The 20,726-nt window shown below is 70.6% G+C and carries 9 protein-coding genes and 1 pseudogene; 8 read left to right on the plus strand and 2 right to left on the minus strand.

Annotated elements, in window-relative coordinates; translation table 11 throughout:
- Positions 1-3 precede the first annotated feature (3 nt).
- Positions 4-2,124 carry a sensor domain-containing diguanylate cyclase gene (locus M8445_RS16670; RefSeq protein ID WP_273991102.1) on the plus strand — a complete coding sequence of 707 codons (2,121 nt, stop codon included), beginning with the start codon at positions 4-6 and terminating at the stop codon, positions 2,122-2,124.
- 12 nt (positions 2,125-2,136) lie between these two features.
- Here M8445_RS16670 and M8445_RS16675 read toward each other — a convergent pair whose 3' ends face one another.
- On the minus strand, positions 2,137-2,283 hold the full coding sequence (locus M8445_RS16675) for a hypothetical protein (RefSeq protein WP_273991103.1): 147 nt from the start codon (positions 2,281-2,283) through the stop codon (positions 2,137-2,139).
- Positions 2,284-2,500: 217 nt separating this feature from the next.
- On the opposite strand from M8445_RS16675, the gene M8445_RS16680 reads away from it, so the two are divergent.
- The 6 genes and pseudogenes from M8445_RS16680 to M8445_RS16705 all read left to right on the plus strand — a co-directional run.
- A complete protein-coding gene (locus M8445_RS16680; RefSeq protein WP_273991104.1) occupies positions 2,501-3,559 on the plus strand; it encodes a sensor domain-containing diguanylate cyclase in 1,059 nt (352 codons plus the stop codon).
- 235 nt (positions 3,560-3,794) lie between these two features.
- Positions 3,795-6,614, plus strand: coding sequence for a beta strand repeat-containing protein (locus M8445_RS16685; protein WP_273991105.1), 2,820 nt, complete (start codon positions 3,795-3,797; stop codon positions 6,612-6,614).
- Between the two features lie 290 nt (positions 6,615-6,904).
- On the plus strand, positions 6,905-9,670 hold the full coding sequence (locus M8445_RS16690; RefSeq protein ID WP_273991106.1) for a DUF7933 domain-containing protein: 2,766 nt from the start codon (positions 6,905-6,907) through the stop codon (positions 9,668-9,670).
- Positions 9,667-14,703, plus strand: coding sequence for a DUF11 domain-containing protein (locus M8445_RS16695; RefSeq protein WP_273991107.1), 5,037 nt, complete (start codon positions 9,667-9,669; stop codon positions 14,701-14,703). The genes M8445_RS16690 and M8445_RS16695 overlap by 4 nt, the downstream gene beginning before the upstream one ends.
- Positions 14,703-17,228, plus strand: coding sequence for a DUF7933 domain-containing protein (locus M8445_RS16700; protein WP_273991108.1), 2,526 nt, complete (start codon positions 14,703-14,705; stop codon positions 17,226-17,228). The genes M8445_RS16695 and M8445_RS16700 overlap by 1 nt, the downstream gene beginning before the upstream one ends.
- Before the next feature lie 70 nt (positions 17,229-17,298).
- Positions 17,299-17,619: pseudogene (locus M8445_RS16705) on the plus strand (MgtC/SapB family protein); the annotation flags it as partial.
- A gap of 58 nt (positions 17,620-17,677) precedes the next feature.
- Here M8445_RS16705 and M8445_RS16710 read toward each other — a convergent pair.
- Positions 17,678-19,054, minus strand: coding sequence for an RNA-guided endonuclease InsQ/TnpB family protein (locus tag M8445_RS16710; protein WP_273991109.1), 1,377 nt, complete (start codon positions 19,052-19,054; stop codon positions 17,678-17,680).
- A gap of 314 nt (positions 19,055-19,368) precedes the next feature.
- On the opposite strand from M8445_RS16710, the gene M8445_RS16715 reads away from it, so the two are divergent.
- Positions 19,369-20,703, plus strand: a complete 1,335-nt coding sequence (locus M8445_RS16715) for a S8 family serine peptidase (protein WP_273991110.1) — start codon at positions 19,369-19,371, stop codon at positions 20,701-20,703.
- The last annotated feature ends 23 nt before the right edge of the window (positions 20,704-20,726 follow it).

A 20,726-nucleotide genomic window follows, 5' to 3' on the forward strand; every position in this document is an offset into this window, starting at 1 on the left:
CTGATGCGCCCCCTGCCCACCATGCCGCTGCAGGTGTTCCTGGCCACCCTGCTGGCCGGACTGTTCCTGACGTTCGGGTACACCGAAACGGCCCTGAACAACCGGGCGTCCGCCCTTCACCTGCAGCAGAGTACCGGGCAGTCCCTGCAGCGCCTGGCGTTCGAGATGAACGACAAACTCGACCGGGGGATGTTCGAACGGGCCCGCGACATTCAGATCATCAGCGAACTTCAGGTCTTCCAGGACGGGCAGGGCGTGCGGGATCAGCAGCGGCGCCTGCTGGAGCGGTTGAAAAGCACGTTCAGCAGTTACGCCTGGATCGGCCTGACCGACGCCCGGGGAACCGTCCTGGCCAGCACGGGCGGCCTGCTTGAAGGGCAGAGCGCCGCGCAGCGGCCCTGGTTTCAGGGCGCGCTGCGCGGACCGTACACCGGGGACGTGCACGAGGCGAAACTGCTCGCGCCGCTGCTGCCCCGCCAGGGCAATGAACCGCTGCGCTTCGTGGATGTCTCCGCGCCCATCCGGGATCCGTCCGGCCGCGTGACCGGCACCCTCGGCGCGCACCTGAGCTGGACCTGGGCGCAGGAAGTGAGGGCGTCCCTGCTGCAACCCGCCGCGGACCGCGATCACCTCGACATTCTCATTCTCGACCGCAGCGGCCTGGTGCTGCTCGGGCCGCCCGGCCTGCAGGGCAAGGCCCTCGCACTGGGAACCCTGGAACGGTTTCCGGGCAGCGGGTACGCCGTGGAACGCTGGCCGGACGGCCGCACGTACCTGACCGGCGTCAGCCGCAGCGCCGGGTACCGCAGCTACCCTGGCCTGGCGTGGCGGGTAGTCGTCCGGCAGGACACCCAGGTGGCGTTCGCGGGCATCAACCGCTTCCGCAGGACCTCCGTGCTGGTGAACCTGGGGCTCAGCGTGCTGTTCGCCGGGATCGGCTTCGCCGTGGCGCACTTCATCGCGCGGCCCCTCGCGCGGTTACGGCGGGCCGCGCAGGCCATCGGGGCCGGCGAGTTGAACGCCTCCATTCCCCACACGCGCGCGTACCTGGAAATCAACGCCCTGGCCAGCGCCCTCCAGCAGCTGGTGACACGCCTCAGGGACAACGAACGGCAACTGGAGCGCCGCATTCAGGCGCGAACCGAGGACCTGCACCGCCGCACCCGGGAGGCGGAAGCCCTCGCGGCGCTGTCCGTACTCGCCACCCGCACCGGACCCCTCCCGGACCTCCTGCGTGAGCTCGTCCCGGTCCTGGCGGACACCTGCCAGCTTGACTGGCTGGCCGTGACCAGCAGCGACCCCGCACGGCCACCCGAGACGCTGTTCCTGCACGGAACGTCCCCCGAACTGCACACCGGCCCCCTGCACCACCACACGGACGGACCGCCGGCTCAACCCCTGCTGATCAGCGCGTACCCGGCGGACCCGCGCGCCCACCCGGCCCTGATCCGCTGGGGCACGCAGGCCGCCGCAGTCCTGCCCCTGCCGGCCGCTGGCGCGGCCCAGACACTGTGCGCCGCCCGGCGCGGCGCGCCGCACTGGACGGACGGGGAACGCCGGATCTTCGAAGCGGCCGCCCGCAGCGTCCACATCAGCCAGGAACGCCGCGCGGCCCTGCAGGACCTGGAATTCGCGGCTCTGCACGACCGCCTGACCGGCCTGGGCAACCGCCACGCCTTCGACCGCACACTCGACCAGACCGTCACCGACGCGCAGCGCAGCGGCACCACCTTCGGCGTCCTCATCATCGACCTCGACGGCCTCAAAGCAGTGAACGACCACAGTGGACACGAACGCGGCGACAGACTACTCCAGGCCTTCGCCACTTCCCTGCAGGCCGCCTTCCCGGCTCAGGACCGCCTCTTCCGGCTCGGCGGTGACGAATACGCCGTGATTCTCGCTCCGCACGTCGCCACGACCGCCCACGCCGCACTCGAACGGGTCGGACACGCCGTCCAGCTCACCCGCGCCGCCACGGACCCCGGCATGAACGCCAGTGGCGGCGCCGCCTTCTACCCGGCAGACGCGGCAGACGGAGCGTCCCTCACGCGCCTCGCGGATGAACGCATGTACACCCGCAAACACCAGCGCCGCGCCCACCGAAGCCCGGTCCCTGATCACTGAACGCAGTGGTCGTCACTTCAGGGTGGCGGCGGCGAACACCACACTGAACTGATCGCACCACAGATGATGGGTCAGGATGACTGGCTCGCTCAGTGGTCTGGACCCGCCGCGCAGCTTGAACGTACCGGTCACGTCGCCCATGACGGTCTGGCCGTCCACAGTCCGGACTCCTGAAGTTCCGCGGCGTGAACGACTCGTCCGGGAACTTCGTGGCGTCCAGGACCTGTGCACAGAAGGACCTGCGGTCTGCGCGGCCTGAAAGCGGACCGGGCGTCCGCGTGACGGGGCGGGCAGGGGCCGCTGGTTGCATGAACGTCCCACTGCGGGGCGGCCGGTCAGATTGGTGTTGGACGGCGCGGGGCATCCTGAAGTTCAGATGCCCAGTTCCAGGTTGCGCGTAGCGGATTCCATGACGGTGCTGTACCGCCTTGCCCAGGCGGTCCTGAGTAGTGACGATGAACTGGAGGTCCTGAAACTGGTGGTGCAGGCGCCGGTGGACCTGCTGGGCGCGCACGGCGCCAGCGTGATCACGGTGGACGCAGGCGCCATCGGGCCGTACGTGCTGGCCGGGCAGGCGAACATGGACGGATTCACCAGCGAGGAATTCCACGAGGGCCTGAGCGGCTGGGTGTGCCGGACCGGGCAGGTAGCGCTGTCGTCACCGCACGAACCGGACGCGCGGGAAAGCGCGCGGGTCCAGGCGCGCCGCGCGGGCGACCACTGCGGTCACATCGTGGTGCTGCCCCTGCAGGGCGGCTCGCAGGTGATCGGGACGCTGACGGTCATCACGGAGGCGGGCGGGGAGCCGTTTGACGAGGCGTCGCTGACGTGGTTCGAGGCGCTGGCGAACCTGGCGTCCGTGGTGCTGGTGCAGCGGCGCCTGCACGCGGAACTGGCCCGCCGGGCGCATCACGATGACCTGACGGGCCTGCCGAACCGGTCGCTGCTGCTCGACCGGCTGGGTCAGGCGCTGCTGCGACTGGAACGGCACGGCGGGTACTGCGGAGTGCTGTTCCTGGACCTGAACGGCTTCAAGGACGTGAACGACCGGTACGGGCACGGGGCCGGTGACGAGCTGCTGCGCGAGGTGGCGCGGCGGCTGGGCGGGTGCCTGCGCAGCTCGGATACGGCCGCGCGGTTCGGTGGGGACGAGTTCGTGGTGATGCTTCCCGACGTGAGGTCCGCCGAGGACGCGGGGCAGGTGGCCCTGCGGATCAGTGAGGCGCTGGCCGGGCCGGTCAGGGTGCAGCTTCCGGGCGGGGCGGAGCCGCACGTCACGGTGCAGGTGAGTGTATCGGTGGGTCTGGCGGTGGCGCCGCTGCACGGTCTGCACGCCGAGACGCTGTGCCGCGCGGCTGATCAGGCGATGTACCGGGCCAAACGCGACGGGCTGACCGTGCAGGTGGCGCCCGGCGAGGCCGCCGGGCCAGCCTGAACGGCGCGGCCCTCATGAAGACTGGCGGGAAGCCTGGGGCTCACACAAGGAAACTGGCAGTGATTTTATGCGCATAAACCACACATTCCCGCCCCAAACGGTGCATAACGTTCATGTGAGAACAGTGTAAGGAATGTGTCAGTACGGTAAAGGCATGGACCCGGTGCCGCCCAGCAGGGTGCAGCGCCCCTCACACCGGACACCGCCCACCACACACCGCCCCACCAGGAGACCCATGAAACACCGTTCATTGATGCTGGCCGCCTTCCTCGCCCTGGGCGTCGCCTCCGCCGCCGGCACCACCGCCGGCACGCAGATCACCAACCAGGCGAGCGCCGCCTACCGTGACGCCAGCGGCACCAAACTCGACGCGAACAGTAACCAGGTCAGCACGCTCGTCAAACAGGTCGCCGGCGTCACCATCAGCCCCGACGGCACGCCCGCCGCACCCGGCCAGCAGCAGCAGGCCGTTCCCGGCGCGGAAGTCGTGTTCCCCTACACCCTGACCAACACCGGCAACGGCCCCGACACCTTCAGCGTCGACACCGTCGTCGACTCCACGGTCACCAACACCGTCGCGCCCGCCACCCGCGTCGTGTACATCGACGCCAACGGCGACGGCATCCTGCAACCCGGTGAACGCGTCGCCCTGCCGCAGGTGAACGGCAAGGTGCAGTTCCAGAACGTCATCGCGGACGCGCAGGTCAAGTTCTTCGTGGTTCTGCAGGTCCCGTCGAGCGCGACCAGCGTCAACAAGGTCATCATCCAGCCGACCGCCGTCAGCACCTTCGACGCCACCAAAACGGACGGCGTGACCAGCAGCACCAACTACGCGCAGGCGAACGTCGTGCAGGACGCCGTGCTCAGCGTCAGCAAGAGCGTCGTGTCCAGCACCACCGAAAGCAACGGTGACCTGACCGTCGTGTTCCGCATTCAGAGCACCAACACCGGCACGCAGACCGCCACGAACGTCACGCTCGCCGACGACATCATCAGCGCCGCCAGCACCCTCCCCGCCGGCTCGGTCGTCAAGGCCGCCAGCGCCAGCGTCTCCCCCGCCACCGGCGTGGTCAGCTACCCCAACGACGACGCCGACAGCAACGCCAGCGACCAGGTCAGGGCCGTGTTCGCCAGCGTCGCCCCCGGTCAGAGCGTCCAGCTGAGCTTCACGGCGACCATCCCGGCCGCCGCCGCGCCCACCACCAGCCAGAGCCCCTACCGCAACGTCGCCACCGTGACGTACACCGGCTCGACCGGCACCGTCACCACCACCGCCTCCAACACCGCCGACGTGACCAAGGCCCCCACCGCCGCCGTCGCTATCGGCCCGAACGGCGACCCCCTCGGCGCGGCCGACCCCACCACCGGCGCCGTGTACACCAGCGCCGAGGGCCTGACCATCACGCCCGACAACACCGACAAACAGACCGTCGCGTCCCTGGCCGCCGGCAGCACCGTCACGTTCACGCAGACCGTCCGGAACACCGGCAACAGCACCGACACCTTCGACCTCACGGCCGCGCTGAACGACCTGCCCGCCGGCACCTCCGTCGAACTGCTGCGTGACGGCGTCTCCCTGACCGACACGGACGGCAGCGGCAAACCCGACAGCGGCCCCCTGGCCCCCGGCGAGAGCACCAACATCCAGGTGCGCGTGCGCGTGCCCGCCCAGGCCGGCGCGGACGTCAACGGCGGCACGGTCGTCGTCACCGCCACCAGCAAGGTCAGCCCCACCAGGACCGACGTCACCACCGACACCATCACGGCCGTCACGGCGCCCAGCGTGTCCCTCGGCAACACCAGCCCCAGCAACGGCGGCACGCCCGCCACGGTCGCGAACACCAACGTCCTGCCCGGCAACCAAGCCACCTTCACGGTGGAAGTCGGTAACAACGGCGCGCAGCCCGACAACTACAACCTCAGCGGGACCGTCACCTTCCCCACCAGCACGCCCACCGGCGCGACCACCACCACCGTGAACGTCGTCTACTACAAGGACCTGAACGGCGACGGCGTCCTCGACGCGAACGAACTCGCCGCCGGGCCCATCACCAACACCGGCACCATCCAGCCCGGCCAGGAAATCAAACTGATCGGCGTGGTGACCACGCCCACCACCGCCCTGCCCGGCACGGTCACCGTCACGCAGACCGCCAGCAGCCCCGTCACGAACACCACCGGGACTGACAACAACGACACCGTCACCGTGCTGCAGGTGTACGACATTGCCCTGACGCCCGACCGCAGCGGCACCACCACCAGCCCCGGCACGGCCCTGTACCAGCACACCCTGCAGAACGACGGGAACACCTCGTTCAGCCCGGCCGACCTCACCTTCACCAGCACGCCCAGCGGCGCCACCAGCGGCTGGACGTACCTGTACTCGCTGGACGGCACCACCTTCTTCTCCACGGTCGGCGCGGCGTTCAGTGACGCCTCCACCCGCAACCTGCTGGGCACCACCAGCCCCGCCACGCTGGACCCGGGCGAGAAGGTCACGCTGTCCGTGAAGATCAACGTGCCCGCCGGCGCGCCCACTGAGAGCATCAACCAGCTCACCCTGACGGCCGCGACCACGCCCGCCAGCCCCGCCACCGGCGCGGTCTCCCGCGACCCTGGCAGCAACCCGGCCCGCGTGACCGACACCACCCGCGTCGTGGGCGGCAAACTCGCCATCGACAAGACGGTCGACAACTGCGCCAACGACGTGACCTGCGCGGTCATCAAGAGCGGTGCGGACGCCTTCCCCGGCGAGTACCTGCGCTACACCCTGGCCGCCCGCAACCTCTCCACCGACACCCTGACCGAAGTGGTCCTGCGTGACACGGTCCCCGCCAATACCGTCCTGGCCGGCGTCAGCGGCCCCGCGCGCGGCTTCTACCGCATCTCCGGCGGCGCGTGGACGGCCGTGGCGACCGCGCCCGTCGCGCAGAACGCCGGCACCCTGATCGAGTTCGCGGTGGACACCGACGGCAACGGCAGCATCGACGCCACCGAGACCAGCCTCACCAGCGGCAGCAGCGTCACGTTCACCCTGACCGTCCGCGTCAACTGAGCCGCCCCGACCTTAACCCCCGCCCCTGAGCTTCCTTCCGGCCCGCTCTCCGACCCCCTTTTTCAGGGGAGCGGGCCTGCACCACCCACACGGCCGTCCCTAACACCGGAACCACCCGTCACCAGCGGATTTTCAGCACAACCCTTTTTTCTGTTGCCCGCACACCTGCTGCCCCCCTTCCCGAATCACCCGAGCGTCATCACCTGCCTCTTCCCGACAGCACCTTCCCGGTACCACCTTCCCAATCACACTTCCTCCGGCCTGCCGCCGGTCACCACTGGAGAATCCGCTTGTTCCTCCCCGCACACGTCCCTGCCGCCCGCACCCTGCTGCCTGCCCTGCTGGCAGTGGCCGCGCTGCTGGGCCTGACCCTGCCGGGCGCGGCCCGCGCGGGCGGCACGCCGGCCGGCACGACCATCACCAACCAGGCCAGCGCCACCGCCGCCGGGGAGCTGTACCTCAGTCCGGCCGTGGATACCGTCGTGCGCGCCCAGTGCGCCGTGGCAGTCACGCCCGACGGAACGTCCGCGCAGCCGGCCTACCGGGTGGGCATCGCGCCCGGCGGGGAGAGCGTGCTGCCCTACCGGCTGGTGAACACCGGGAACGTGGACGACTCGTTCAGGCTCTCCTGGCAGGTCGCGCCCGGCAGTACGTTCACTCCCAGCGGCGCGCGCGTCGTGCGGGACCTGAACGGCAACGGCGTGCCCGACAGTGGCGAGCCCGTCACGGACCGCGTGAGTCTGTCCGTGGACGCAAGCGCGGACCTGCTGCTGATCGTGCAGGCCCCGGCCGAGGCGACGGGAACGGCCTTCATGGGTCTGGTGGGTGGCTGCGTCAGCGCCAGCAGCAGCGTGCACGCCAGCGACAGCGGAAACGTCGCGGCGGTCCGGGTGAACGGCGGGGCGGAACTGCAGATCGAGAAGAGCTTCACGCCGCCGGCCGTCGCGCCCGGCGGCACCACACAGGTCACGGTGCGCGTGCGCAATCTCGGGAACAAACCCAGCGAGGAAGTCGACGTGACCGACCCGCTCGGCACGCCCGCCCTGCGCGGCCTCAGCCTGCTGGGCGGCACGGTCGACGCGCCCACCGGCCGCCTGGGCGCCCTCGCGGCCGGCAGCGACGTCGTCAACTGGCGCGTGCCGTCCCTGCTGCCGGGTCAGGTGGTCAGCCTGACCTTCCGCATGCAGGTCTCACCCGACGCGAACCCGGGCAGCCGCGTGAACGTCGCCACGCTCAGCGGCGGGGGCTTCAACCTGCAGGCCGAGGCGGCCGTGCAGGTCACGTCCCGTCCCGGCGTGAACCTCGGCCCGGCCGGGAACCCGGCCGCCCTGCCCGGCGGGGAAGGCAGCAGCGACGACCGGCAGGTCCGCCCGTTCACGGTGCTCGGGCAGCCCGGCTGCTTCATGCACGCCGTGCAGAACACCGGGAACGTCCCGGACCGCGTGACCCTGGACGGCACGTTCACGCTCGGGCAGGGCACCCTGACCTGGCGGGACGCGCAGGGCGCGCCGCTCTCCCAGCCGCTGAACCTCACGCCCGGCGAGCAGCGGGACGTGCAGGTCTGCCTGAGCGTCAGCGCCGCCGGGAGCGACGGGGCGCGCGCGCTGCTCAGCGCCCACAGTGAAGCGGGCGCGCCCGTGAACCGCACCGAGGACACCGCGCCCCTGGTGGACCCCCGCGCGCCCGAACTCGTCAAGACCGTGACCCCGGCCGGCACGGTGCCCAGCGGCGCGGTGCTCACGTACACCCTGCGCGCGGGCAACCCCTACGGCGCGCCCCTGACGGACGTGATCCTGCGCGACCCGCTGCCGGCGGGCCTGACGTTCCTGGACGCCTCGGACGGCGGCACGCTGGACGCCTTCACCCGCACTGTGGTGTGGCCGGCCCGGACCCTGGCCCCCGGTCAGACCCGCGAGGTCACGCTGCGCGTCCGCGTGAATGCCGACGTGCCGGACGACACCCGCCTGGACAACGTGTTCACCCTGGCGTCCTCGGAGCTGCCCAGCCCGGTCAGCAGCGCCGCCGCGCGGTCGCACGTGTACACCAGCGCCCTGCTGATCAGCAAGGCCGCCGCGCCCACCACCGTCACCACCGGGGACCGCGTGACCTTCACGGTGACGATCCGCAACGGCAGCCGCGTCTCGGACCTGTCGGGCGGCACGCTGCTCGACACGCCCCCCACCGGCCTGCAGTTCATTCCCGGCAGCGCCGCCGTGGACGGCGCGCCCACCGCCGATCCGGCCGCGCAGAGCGGCGGGGCGCTGCGGTGGACCGTCGGGGCGCTGCCCGCCGGGGCGACGCGCACCCTGACGTACGCCATGCGCGTCACGCCCCTGGCGGGCGAGTCGCTCGTGAACGTCGCCGTGGCGAACATGCAGGCCCCGCAGGGCGCGCAGATCGGCAGCGCCGAGGCCCGCGCCCGCGTGAAGGTCACGCCCGGCATCTTCACGGCCAGCGCCGAACTGAACGGGCAGGTGTTCACGGACCGCAACCGCGACGGGCGCTTCACGCCGGACCTCGACACGCCGGTGCAGGGCGCGCGGATCCTGCTCGCCGGGGGCCGCTCGGCGCTGACCGATCAGGCGGGCCGGTACCACTTCGGGGCCGTGCCGCGCGGGCCGCAGGTGCTGCGCCTGGATCCCAGCAGCGTGCCCGGCGAGGCGCTGAGCGTCCCGCAGGACGGCGGCCTGAGCGGCACCCGCAACGTGGTCGTCCTCAACCTCACCAGCGTGGACTTCCCGCTCGCGCCGGTCGGCGGGGACGTGTACTCCGTGCGGGACACCACGGTGCGCCGGGGTGACGTCACGCTGCGCAAAGAGGTCACGTGGCTCGGCGGCGCCCACTACCGCGTGCGCGTGACCGTCACCTCGCCCGCCGCGCTGTCCGGCCTGGAAGTCGCTGATCCCCTCCCGACCGGCGCGGTCCTGACAGACGGCCGCTCCGGTTTCACCGTAGACTTCCCGGGCGGCTCCATGACCAACGACTACTCCTTTACTTTCAGCGGCACACCGGAACAGGCGGGAACGGATCCCTACCTGCGCTGGAGGCTGCCGTGAGCCGCCCGCGCGCGCTGGCCCTGCTGACCCTGGGTCTGGGCAGCGCCGCGCTGGCGCAGGACGCCACGCTGACCCGCGTGGAAACGGGCGGGCCGCACCCGGAACGCACCACCCGTCCCGTCACCAGCGTCGGGCAGGAACTGAACTGGAGTGTCGGGGACGACAGCTTCACGCTGCAGGTGCATCAGCGCGGGCCGGTCACGCTGCAACTGTACTCGGCGGGATTCGACCCGCAGGACTACCGCAACCCGAGCGGCGCGGCCCTCGGGGACGAGCGGTACGGCGGCCTGCCGGTCGAGAGTACCTTCACGCTGCTCGGGCCGGACGGGCAGACCCTGCGGACCCTGCGCGTCCCGGAAGGCCCCAGCGACTGGGTGACCGCCTTCGACGGCACGCTGGAGCCCGGCACGTACACCCTGAAGGCCAGCACGCAGGGGCGCGGGAAGAACACCTTCGCCGCGCGGATCGAGGCGCACGCCGCCAGCCTGAGCGCCACGCGCGTGAACGTCACGGTGCGCGGCCCGGCCTGGACGCCCGCCCTGACCCTTCAGGCCCAGGCGGGCGACACGCTGCGCCTGTACGACGGCGACGGCCCCGCCGAGATGGAAGTCCGCGTGACCGACGAGAACGGCGTCGTCACGCCCCTGCCGATCAGCGGGCAACTCGAGTGGGTGGACCTCCCGCTGCCCGGCACCGGCACGTACCGCGTGGAACTGCGCCAGCCGGCGGGCGCCGCGCAGTACTCGAACACCGCCGGACTGGCCTTCAACCGGGGCGGCGCGGACCAGCGGATCACGCTGGCGCAGACCGACCGGGTCGGGCAGATCCGCGTGCAGGCGCAACTGGTGCAGCCCGGCGGGGAGATCAGCCCCACGACCCTGAACGTCACGGTCGGAGATCAGCCCGTGACCGTGACGGGCGAATGGACGGCCGAGCAGGCGGCCGGCACGTACCCGCTGAGCGTGCAGGCGCCGGCCGGGGCGACCGTCAGCGCGCCCGACATGGTCACGGTGCCCGAGGACGGACTGGCCGACGTGACCGTGCAGGTCCGTCCGCAGTTGCAGGTGAACCTCACGCAGGACCGCCCGGTGGTGTGCGTGGGCGACGTGGTCACCTTCCGCGCGACCGTCAGCACCGAATTCGACGGCACCCTGAGCGCCCCGCTGGACCTGAAGCTCCCGGCGGGCCTGAGCGCCCTGACCGCCACGCGCCTGAACGCCTCCGTGCGCGCCGGGCAGCCCGCCACGCTGGAAGTCGTGGCCCGCGCCGACACGCCCGGCGAGGCCGCCGTGACCGCCAGCGCGCCCGGCGTGCAGGCAGACGCCGCGCTGAACGTCAGCCCGCACCGCGCGGCCCTGCAACTGCGCCGCGCAGCCCTGCCGGACGCCCGCCCAGGCGAGACCGTGACAGTCGCGCTGCACCTGAACAACACCAGCGCAGAACCAACGCCGTACCTGCTGAGCGACACGCCCGGCGAGGGCCTGAGCGCCCTGGACAGCCCTGAATTCGAGGGGACCCTGCGGCCCGGCGAGTCCCGCACCCTGACGTACCGCGCGCAGGTGACCGCGCAGAGCGGCGAGCTAACCCCGCACGCGGAGCTCGTGACCGACTGCGCCGACACGCAGACCGCCAGCGGCACCCTGACCGTCCGGCCCGTGGTGGTGCCCGCCCCGGCCGAACCGGCACCGGCCGCGGCCCAGCCCACCACACCGGCCGCCGCACCGGCGCCCACCGAACCCGTGTCGCCCGAACCTGCGCCGCCCGTCCAGGCGCAGGCGGCCCCGGCCAGCCTGCCGCCCATGACCCGGGTCAGTGACATTCACGCCAGCGTCACCAGCACCGGCGCCGCGCAGGGCCTGATCTACGCCCAGCGCCTCCCGGACGGCGCGACGTACCTGCCCGGCAGCGCCCGCTACGACCAGACCCGCCTGCCCGACCCGCTCGTCGGACCCAGCGGCACGCTGTACTGGACGCTGCCCGCCCATCCCGGCGAACTGCGCTACAGCGCCCAGCATGACGCGGCCCTGCCGGAACTTGGGGAGCCCACCCTGGTCGCCACGTACGCCGGGCAGGCCCGCGAAACGCTGCGCGGCGCGTTCGACCCCGGCGACTGGGCGTCCGCGCAGGCCCCCACCGCCGCTCCCATCGACCCGGACCGGGCCATCCAGAGCCCCCCGGACGGGCAGGTGTACCGCGACCGTGATCAGGTGACCGTGATCGTCCAGGGTCCCGGGGACGTGCCGCTGGACGTCACCCTCAACGGCGAGGACCTCCCGTCGAAACTGATCGGCACGCGGTCGTTCGACCCGGCCACCAACCTGCAGCGCCTGGAGTACGTCGGCGTGCGCCTGAGCCCGGGGCGGAACGTCATCGAGGCGCTCGGGGAGCGCGCCACCGTCACCCTGGCCGGGCGCACCACCAACCTGCGCGTGCTGGGCGAGCAGGTCATCGCGGACGGCGTGACGCCCATCCGGGTGCGCGTGCAGGCCGTGGATGAACGGGGCGTCACGACCGCCCTGCCGTTCCTGACGGTCCGCAGCACCCTGGAACCCACCACGCCCGACGCCAACCCCATGGAAGCCGGGTACCAGGTGCGCCTCCGGGAAGGCGAGGGCGTCCTGGAGTTCGCGCCGCAGGCCGCGCCGGTCCGCCTGGGCCTGGACGCCGACCTGGGCGACGGGCAACCCCTGCACGCCGAGCAGCGCCTCGAGGCCGGGCAGGGCACCGTCGCCGCCGGACTGGTCAGCGCCACCCTCAGCGGCGCGGGCCTGACCGTCACCGCGCGCGGCACCCTCGAAACGCCGCTGGCCGGCGGGCACCTGATCGCCGCTGTGAACACCGACGGCCTCCCCGGCAGCGACGACCCCGGCAACAACGACGCGCCGGGACCGTACGCGGCGCGCGGGGACCGCAGCGCGCAGACCGTCCCGCTGACCGGACAGGACCCGGCCGCGTTCCAGTACGACCACGCGGACTTCACGGTCGCGTACCGGCAGGGGAACGCGCCCATCGAGACGCTCAGCGTGCCCGGCCAGCCCACCGCGCTCAGCGCCGTCACGCACGCCGCGCCGGGCGCGCCGGTCTTCACGGCGTTCGTGGCGGGCGTCAGCGTCACCGCCCGCACCGAGACCCTCACGCCCGACGGAACGCGCCTGCTGCGGCTCGCGCAGTTCCCGGCCGTGCCCGGCAGCGACACCCTGGACCTGATCGTCAGCGGCCCCACCGGCGACACGGAACGCCGCCTGACCCGCGGGCAGGACTACACCCTGGACGCCGAGACGGGCCTGATCACCCTCGCCTCGCCGCTCCCGGCGTTCACGGTGGAGGGCGGCCTGCTGGTCACGCAGTCCCTGCGGGCCGCGTACCGCCTCGAAGGGGCCGGCGAGCGGCAACTGGCGTTCGGAGCGGAAATCCGCGTGAAACGCGGCGCCCTGAACGTCAGCGCCGCCACCGTCAGCCTCCCCGGCACCGGGGCCGGCAGCGGGAACACCACCGCCGTGCGCGCCGCGTACGACACCGGCCGGGACGCCAGCAGCGCCGCGCTGAGCGTCACCAGCCTCGCGGCCATCAGCGGCGGGAACGTCAGCGTCAGCGCCGCCGCGGCCGGCAGCCTGCCCAGCGGCGCGCGCCTGAGCGTCAGCGCCGCGCACCAGAGTGACGGATACGCCGGCCTGAACGCCGCGCGGGACGGCACGCACGCCACGGCCAGCGCCGCCGTGCCCATCGGCGCGCGGCTCAGCGCCGAGGTCGCCGGCGAGTACCACGACGCCCCGGACAGCAGCGGCGCAGCAGGCAGCACCGGACCCGCCCCGCACACCCAGCAGGCGCAGGTCAGTGCGGGCGTCCGCGCCAACCTGAACCCCGTCACCCTGGGCCTCGGCGTGAAAAGCCAGTTCGGCCCGTCGGAAGGCACCAGCCTCACCGCCAGCGCCGGGTACCACGCCGCGCCCGTCGACGTGGACGTCACGCACGCCCAGCCGCTGACCGGGAACGTGAACCCGCAGACCACCCTCAGCGCCCGCTACCAGGTCACCCGGCAGGTCGCCGCGACCCTCGGCGGCACCGTCACCTGGCCCGGCGGCAACGCCGTTCCCGGACAGGCGCTGAGCCTCGGCCTGGAATCACGCCTGGGCGGCACCAACCTCCGGGCCGCGTACGAACTGCCCACCGCCGGCGGCGGCGGCAACCGCGCCCGGTTCGGCGCGGACACCACCCTGCCCCTGAGCGCGAACCTCAGCGCCAGCCTCGGCGGGGGTCTCACGCAGGAACTGGCCGGTCAGGGCCGCCCGGACCCGCAGCGCGAATACAACCTGAACGCCGCGCTGCGTTACCGCGACGCCCGCCTGAGCGCCAGCGGCAGCAGCGACTTCTCGGTCAAGAACGGACAGCTGCGCACCGTCCTGCGCGGCGGCGCGTCCCTGAGCGTCAACGATTTCGCCACGCTGAACGTGGATACCCTCAGTGAATTCGGCCCGGCACGCGGGGACCGCTTCACCGCCGGCGGCGCGCTGCGCAAGAACGCCTGGCAGGGCCTGCTCAGCGCCAGCTACGAACGCGGCAGCCTCAGCACCACCGGCGCCGGCACCCTGCTCGGCAGCGGCGAACTCGCGTACCACGCCGCCACCTGGGCCATGCGCGGCGGGCTGGCCGTGCGCGCCGTGCCCGGCGATCCCGGCAGCCTGACCGTTCAGCCCAGCCTCAGCGGCTCGTACCACCTCAGTGACCGCTTCGCCGTGGGCGGCGCGCTGCACACGCAGTGGCAACCCGCCACCGGCGTGGCCCGCACCGCGGCCGGCGTGGAAGGCAGCGTCCGCGCCCTGCCCGGCACGTGGCTGACCCTGGGGTACAACTTCACCGGTTTCGACTCCATCAGCACCCAGGCCACGCAGCGGGGCGCGTACCTGCGACTGGACATCAGCGCCGACGAACGCATCCGCAACCTGCTCAGCGGCGCCGCGAAGCCAGACGCCGGCAAGACAGACGATCCCGCCGCTCCGGCCGGGCCCGAGACCCCCGCGAAGGACACGCCCTGATGCTCCCACACCCACGCCACCTGCGCCGGCTGGCACGCGCCCTGCTGACCCTCGTCACGGCCGTCACCGGGCACGCCGCCGCCGCGAGCTACTGCACCGCCATCTACGCCACGGCCGTCCCGGCCGTCACGGGCGGCGCCTCGCGCCACATGTTCCTGAATACCGTCGATGGCACCGTGTCCAGTTACGGCAACATCGACGACACCAAGGTGACGGGCGGCACCACGCCCCGCGAGTACAACGCCAGTTCCATCAATCCCATCAACGGCGAACTGTACTACGTGGAACGCACCAGCGGCACCCTGCTGCGCTACAACCCGGTCACCAGGGTCACGACCAGGGTCACGCAGAACGCCAACCTGGCCAGCAACGCAACGACAGGCGGCATCGGGTTCATCGTCGGGGGCGCCATCGAGGACACGGGGAACATGTACGTGTACTCCAGTTACGGGTTCGTGTCCGTGTTCAACACCGCCACCGGCGCGCAGGTGCGCCCCCCGACCAGGATCACCTACCCCACCTCGTTCGTGCCGACCAGCACCGGCACCAACGGCGACATCGTACTCGGCGCAGGAAACCAGCTGTACATCCTGGTGGAGGGCCGGCTGAACAGCGGCGTGTCCGGCAGTCACCTGATTCCCATCGGTGACAACCTGGTTGCCGGGACGCCCGTGCCCATCACGGTCGGCGGCGCGGCCATCAGCGGCTTCAACGGCCTGGCGATCGAACCGTTCCGCGTGCAGGGCAACACGACCATCATCGCCGAGACGTTCTACGTGTCCAGCAGCACCAACCTGTACCGCATGACCCCGGACGGCAAGGCCACTAGCATCGAGCAGGGCAACCAGGGCATCACCGACCTCGCGTCCTGCAACGTGCTGCCTGACCGGCCCACCCTGCAAAAATCCTTCGATCCGCCGTTCCTGGCCGGTACGGGCGGCGTCAGCCGGCTGACCATCACCGTCGGCAACAACAACAGCGGCCCGATCGCGCTGTACACCGATCTGGTGGACCCCCTGCCCAGCAGCCCCTCGCAGATGACGTTCGCGCCGAACCCCAACCCCAGCGGCACCTGCGGCAACGCGCAGATCGTCCTGACCACCAGCCCCCCGGAACTGCGCATCAAGGCCGGGTCGTACATCCCGGTCGGCGGCTGCGTGCTGCAGGTGAACGTGACCGTCCCAGTGGCCGGCACGTACCAGAACGTCATTCTGGGCAGCACCGTGATCACCAGCGCCAACGTGATTCAGGAGGAAGCGAGAGCCACGCTGTACGACGCCGTGCGGGTGACCAAGACCTTCTCACCAGCGGCACTGGCGCCCGGCCAGACGACCACCCTGACTGTCACGCTGACCAACGGGAACTCTGCACCCACCAAGGCCGCGACCCTGACCCTGGAAGACCGGGTCGCGGAAACGACCGGCCTGCCCGGCTTGACCCTGGGCACGTTCAGCAGCAATAGCTGTGGCGGGTCGGTCAGCACGGCGGGCGGCGTACTCACCCTCACCGGGGGCACCCTGCCGGCCGGGGCGACCTGCACGGTGACCCTGCCCGTCACCCTGGGGGCCGCCACGGCCAGCGGGAAGTACACCAACGTGATTCAACCCACGCAGGTGTCGGCCACCTTCAACGACACCGTCCGGGACTCGGTCGTGAACGGAGCGGCCGCCGCCACGGCCGACGTCACCGTCGCGCCGTTCGCGCTGGTCAGCAGCGCCGTGCGGACCACGCAGAGCCCCGCCACCGTCACCAACCCGCACCGCCTGACGCCCGGCGTGACCGGACCCGTCACCTTCACGTTCACGCCCCCCGCCGGGTCACGCATGACGTACCTGCTGTGGTACGACGTGAACGGCGACGGTCAGGTGGACCCGGCCGATCAGGCGGTCATTCCCGCCGGGCGGACCACTGGCACCCTGAACGTCACGGGCAGTTTCCCCACCCGCCCGGACGGGACCCCCGCCGACGTGAACCTGCTCGTGCAGGTGCTCGTGCCCCCCGGACTGGCCCAGGGCGTCACGGAAGTCCTGACCCTGGGTGCCAGCCAGACGACAGGCGGCGCGACCCGCACGGCCCAGCTGACCGACACCACCATCGTCGGTCAGAGTGGCGCGGCGGGCGGCAGCCTGAACCTCAGCAAGCTCGTGCGGAACCTCACGGCGGGCGGCACGTTCAGCCTGAACGCCAGCACCGGCGGCGTGGGCGACCTGCTCGAGTACTGCATCAACTACCTCAACCAGGGCGTCGGCACGCTCAGCGAGGTCGTCATGACCGACCCCGTCCCCTACTTCACGGCGCCCCAGCTCACAGGCTACGGCGCCAGTCAGGGCGTCCGCTGGGTGAAGGGAGTCAGCGTGCAGCCCGGCCAGACGGCCACGCCCGGCACGAACAGCGACAACCTGACCAGCGCCGCCGACACCGACGCCGGCACCCTGAGCGCCGCCCCCGGCCGCCTGAGCGTCACCATCGGCACCCTCGCCGGAGGCGAACAGGGCGCCGTGTGCTACCGCGTCATGATCAAGTGATCAAGGGCAGACTGCCGGGCCCTCCCGTATCCTGCCGGTCATGGCCGACCCCCTGACAGATCTGTACCTGATGCTGCGAGTACTGGGAGCCTGCGTGCTGTGCGGCCTGATCGGCTGGGAACGGGAACTGTGGCAGAAGAGTGCCGGTATCCGCACGCAGATGCTGGTGGGCGGCAGTTCCGCCCTGTTCGTGGTGCTCGCCGAGGGCCTGATCATTCAGTTCGGAGGAGAAAATTCCGCCGTGCGCTTCGACCTGGTGGGCGTCCTGGGAGCCGTGGTAAGCGGCGTGGCGTTCCTGGGAGCCGGGACCATCTTCTCATCCGGGAAGGAGCAGCGCCGGGGCCTGACCACGGCCGCCAGCCTGCTGGCCTCCGCCGGAATCGGGGTCGCATGTGGCCTCACGCACTACGTCCTGGCCGTGGGGTCCACCCTGATCTTCCTGTTCGTCGTCAACAACCCACGACTGAAGTCGCGGGCTTGTGACTCCCCTCAGCCTCAACTGCAGAGCGAACTCCGCCTTCAGCGTCATAGAGGGTCACGTCTTCAGCCTCTCGGCTGGGGATGGCTGACAAGCATCCCGAAAGATCCTGCTGTTCCTGCTCCTGTTTCCACTGCCACGCCCGCAGCCCCACATTCACTGCCCCGACAATGTCCGCATGCTCCGCAAAGCCGCAGTTCACGCACGTGAACTGCTCCCCACCCTGGAGCCGGTTCTCCCGGCTGACATGCGTGCACTGCGGGCAAGTCTGCGACGTGTACTGGGGATCCACGGCGATCACCAGCGATCCGGCCAGCGGCGCTTTATACGTCACCATCGCCCGGAGCTGCGCGTAACTCCACGTGGAGCGCACCCGGTTCGCGTGGCGTTGTTTCTTCGATGCATGCGGGTTGGAACGGCGTTCGGTGCGTTCCCTGATCTGGGCGAGTTCTTCCATCCCGATCAGGGCGAGAGGATTGGCGTCAATGATCTGACGGGCGAGGACGTGGTTGCGCTGGGCCGTGAACCGTCTCTCCCGGGCGCTGATGGAGACGAGTCTCCGTCTGGCGCTTCGGGTGCCTTTGGCCTGCAACTTCGTCCGGAGGTGCTGGTAGTGATCGGCTTTCTGTCGGTGGGCACTCCCTTCAAACATGGTGACTGTTCCGTCTGCGCCGGGGTTCATGACCTTCGTCACTGCGTGGTAGCGCTGCCCGACGTCTACGCCAACGACCTGTTTGAGTTCCCGGACAGCAACGGGTTTCTGGACGGTGTACGCGACGAGAAGGTACCACTGCTTCTTCGGGCGGTCGTACCAGAGTTTCGCAGCCCCGATGTCGGTTTCCAGGTGCTGTAGGTCGTCGAGATGGGCGTTCCAGCCGTCATACCCGACAGTCATGCGGCCCTGCAGGGTCATCACGGAGACCTGACGTCCAGTTTTGAACGAGTAATCCCGGCCGTAGTGGTATTCGAGGGTCAGGGCTTTGAAGACCGGAGCGTGATCGAGTCCCCGGTAGAGGCGGGGCAGGCGGCGGCCCTTACGGGCCGCTTGCCCCTGGGCGGTTTTCAGGCGGGCGATAGACTGCTTGGTGGTGGTCCAGAGGGTTTTGTAGGCTGCGGAGACCGAATCGCGAACCGAACAGGCCAGCTGGGAGGCCAGACCGTACTCGGCGCGGATATGGGCGTAGCAGCCTTTGTGGATGGCAATGCCACTGGAGGTCTTGCCGTGTTCGAACGCCCACCTGGAAGCGTGATTCTGGGCGGCGCGGTAGGCGGTCGTGACCGCCTGCAGTCGGCTGCGCTGCTCTGAGGAGCAGGTCAGCTTCAGCTTAGCGGTGCGAACGATGTTCACAGGAGATATCATATGATCCAGAGCTTTGAAGAACAAGTCCCACCTGACGGCGGGACACTCGCTCCTCCCATGACTAAAGTCACGGGGGTCCGCGAGTGAAAAGCCTGAACACCGTCGGGAAGATCAAGTCCGAGATGTTCAACCAGGACGAGGATTCCCAGGCTGAGTGATCTGCCCGGGTTCTACCGGGTGGCGGGGGCGTATGGGGGGAGTTGTGAGAAAGTTGGGCGGCGGCTGTGAGACCCCTGTGAGACACTGGACGGCAGAGTCTGAGGAGAGCCCGACCCCGCCTGGACTGTCCAAGGAGTGCTCCTGTGACCCGTACTGTTTCCTTTCTCGGCCTGCTGACCCTGACCCTCCTCACCGCCTGCTCCGACACTCAGTCTGTTCCGACCGTTTCCGGCAGCGCGGAACGTTTCGCGCAAGTTGCCCTCGTTCCCCTTCAGGCGGGAGATACGCCCGGCAGCGTGGCCCGGGCCCTAGACGGCACCATTCTGGAATGGAACGATTGCATCTCCGGGCAGTGCAGCGCCCTGGTCGGCCTGAACCAGCGGCCCGGCATCCTGAGCGCGCAGGCGCTGGGGCCTCTGAGAGGGCGGGACGTATCTATCGAGTCAAACCGTGACGTCTTCAAGGGCGGCACCCTGCTCGCCAACATGGGCGGCAAGATCTCCATGTGGGCCGGCGGGAAGATCTCCATGTGGGCAGGTGGCAAAATCTCCATGTGGGCGGGCGGGAAGATCTCGATGTGGGCCGGCGGCACGTACGCCGCACTTCCGGAAAACACCGGGCTGTGGCAGAAGATCGGCCTGGAAGAAGGTCAGGGCCTCGCGCCGCAGTTGGGAGCGGGCGTGACGGTGGCTGTGATCGACTCGGGCATCGACCTGCAGCACCCGGCCTTCCAGGGGTCCCTGAGCGCCCCGGACACTTGGCGGGACTTCTACGCCGACGACGCGGCGCCGCAGGAAGAAGGTGTGTTCGGTGAGGGTGCGTACGGGCACGGCACGAACGTGGCCGGCATCGTGCTGCAGGTCGCGCCCGCCGCGAAGATCATGCCGCTGCGCGTGCTCGGCGCGGACGGCTCCGGGGACGTGGTCATGGTCGCGCAGGCCATCGACTGGGCCGTCACCAGGGGCGCGGACGTGATCAACCTCAGCCTGGGCAGCGGCGAGTCCTCCAGGGTGGTGGACCGCGCGCTGGAACGCGCCGCCGCCAGTGGCGTCCTGGTCATCTCCTCCGCCGGAAACGAGAACGCTCCGGCCATCACGTACCCGGCCTCAGCCGCCAGCCGCAAGGGCCTGGACGGCACCAGCGTCAGCGTGGGCAGCGTGGACCTGACGGACCTGAAATCCGGGTTCTCGAACTACGCGCTCAACCTGAAGATGGTCGCGCCCGGCGAGAACGTGTACGCACCCGCCCCGGACGGTCAGATGGCCGCGTGGAGCGGGACGTCCATGGCCGCCCCGATGGTCTCGGGCAGCGTGGCGCTCGCACTGGGGGCCGGGGCCGACCGCAAGGAACTCGCCAAGAAGATCACAGACAAGGCGCACGATGTGTACAAAGACGGCGCGAACGCACCCTACGACGGACAACTGGGCAAGAAAGGTCGCCTGGACCTCCCGGCCTTCCTGAACGAAGTGCTGGACTGAGGTGATGGACGTGCCGGGCGCCT

It is taken from the genome of Deinococcus aquaticus (genome assembly GCF_028622095.1).
GTDB classification, from domain to species: domain Bacteria; phylum Deinococcota; class Deinococci; order Deinococcales; family Deinococcaceae; genus Deinococcus; species Deinococcus aquaticus.

Bases quoted from the DNA above. Each gene is read 5' to 3' on its own strand.
- M8445_RS16700 (WP_273991108.1), top strand. From the start codon at position 14,703: ATGCTCCCACACCCACGCCACCTGCGCCGGCTGGCACGCGCCCTGCTG.
- M8445_RS16685 (WP_273991105.1), top strand. From the start codon at position 3,795: ATGAAACACCGTTCATTGATGCTGGCCGCCTTCCTCGCCCTGGGCGTC.
- M8445_RS16670 (WP_273991102.1), top strand. From the start codon at position 4: ATGCGCCCCCTGCCCACCATGCCGCTGCAGGTGTTCCTGGCCACCCTG.
- M8445_RS16680 (WP_273991104.1), top strand. From the start codon at position 2,501: ATGCCCAGTTCCAGGTTGCGCGTAGCGGATTCCATGACGGTGCTGTAC.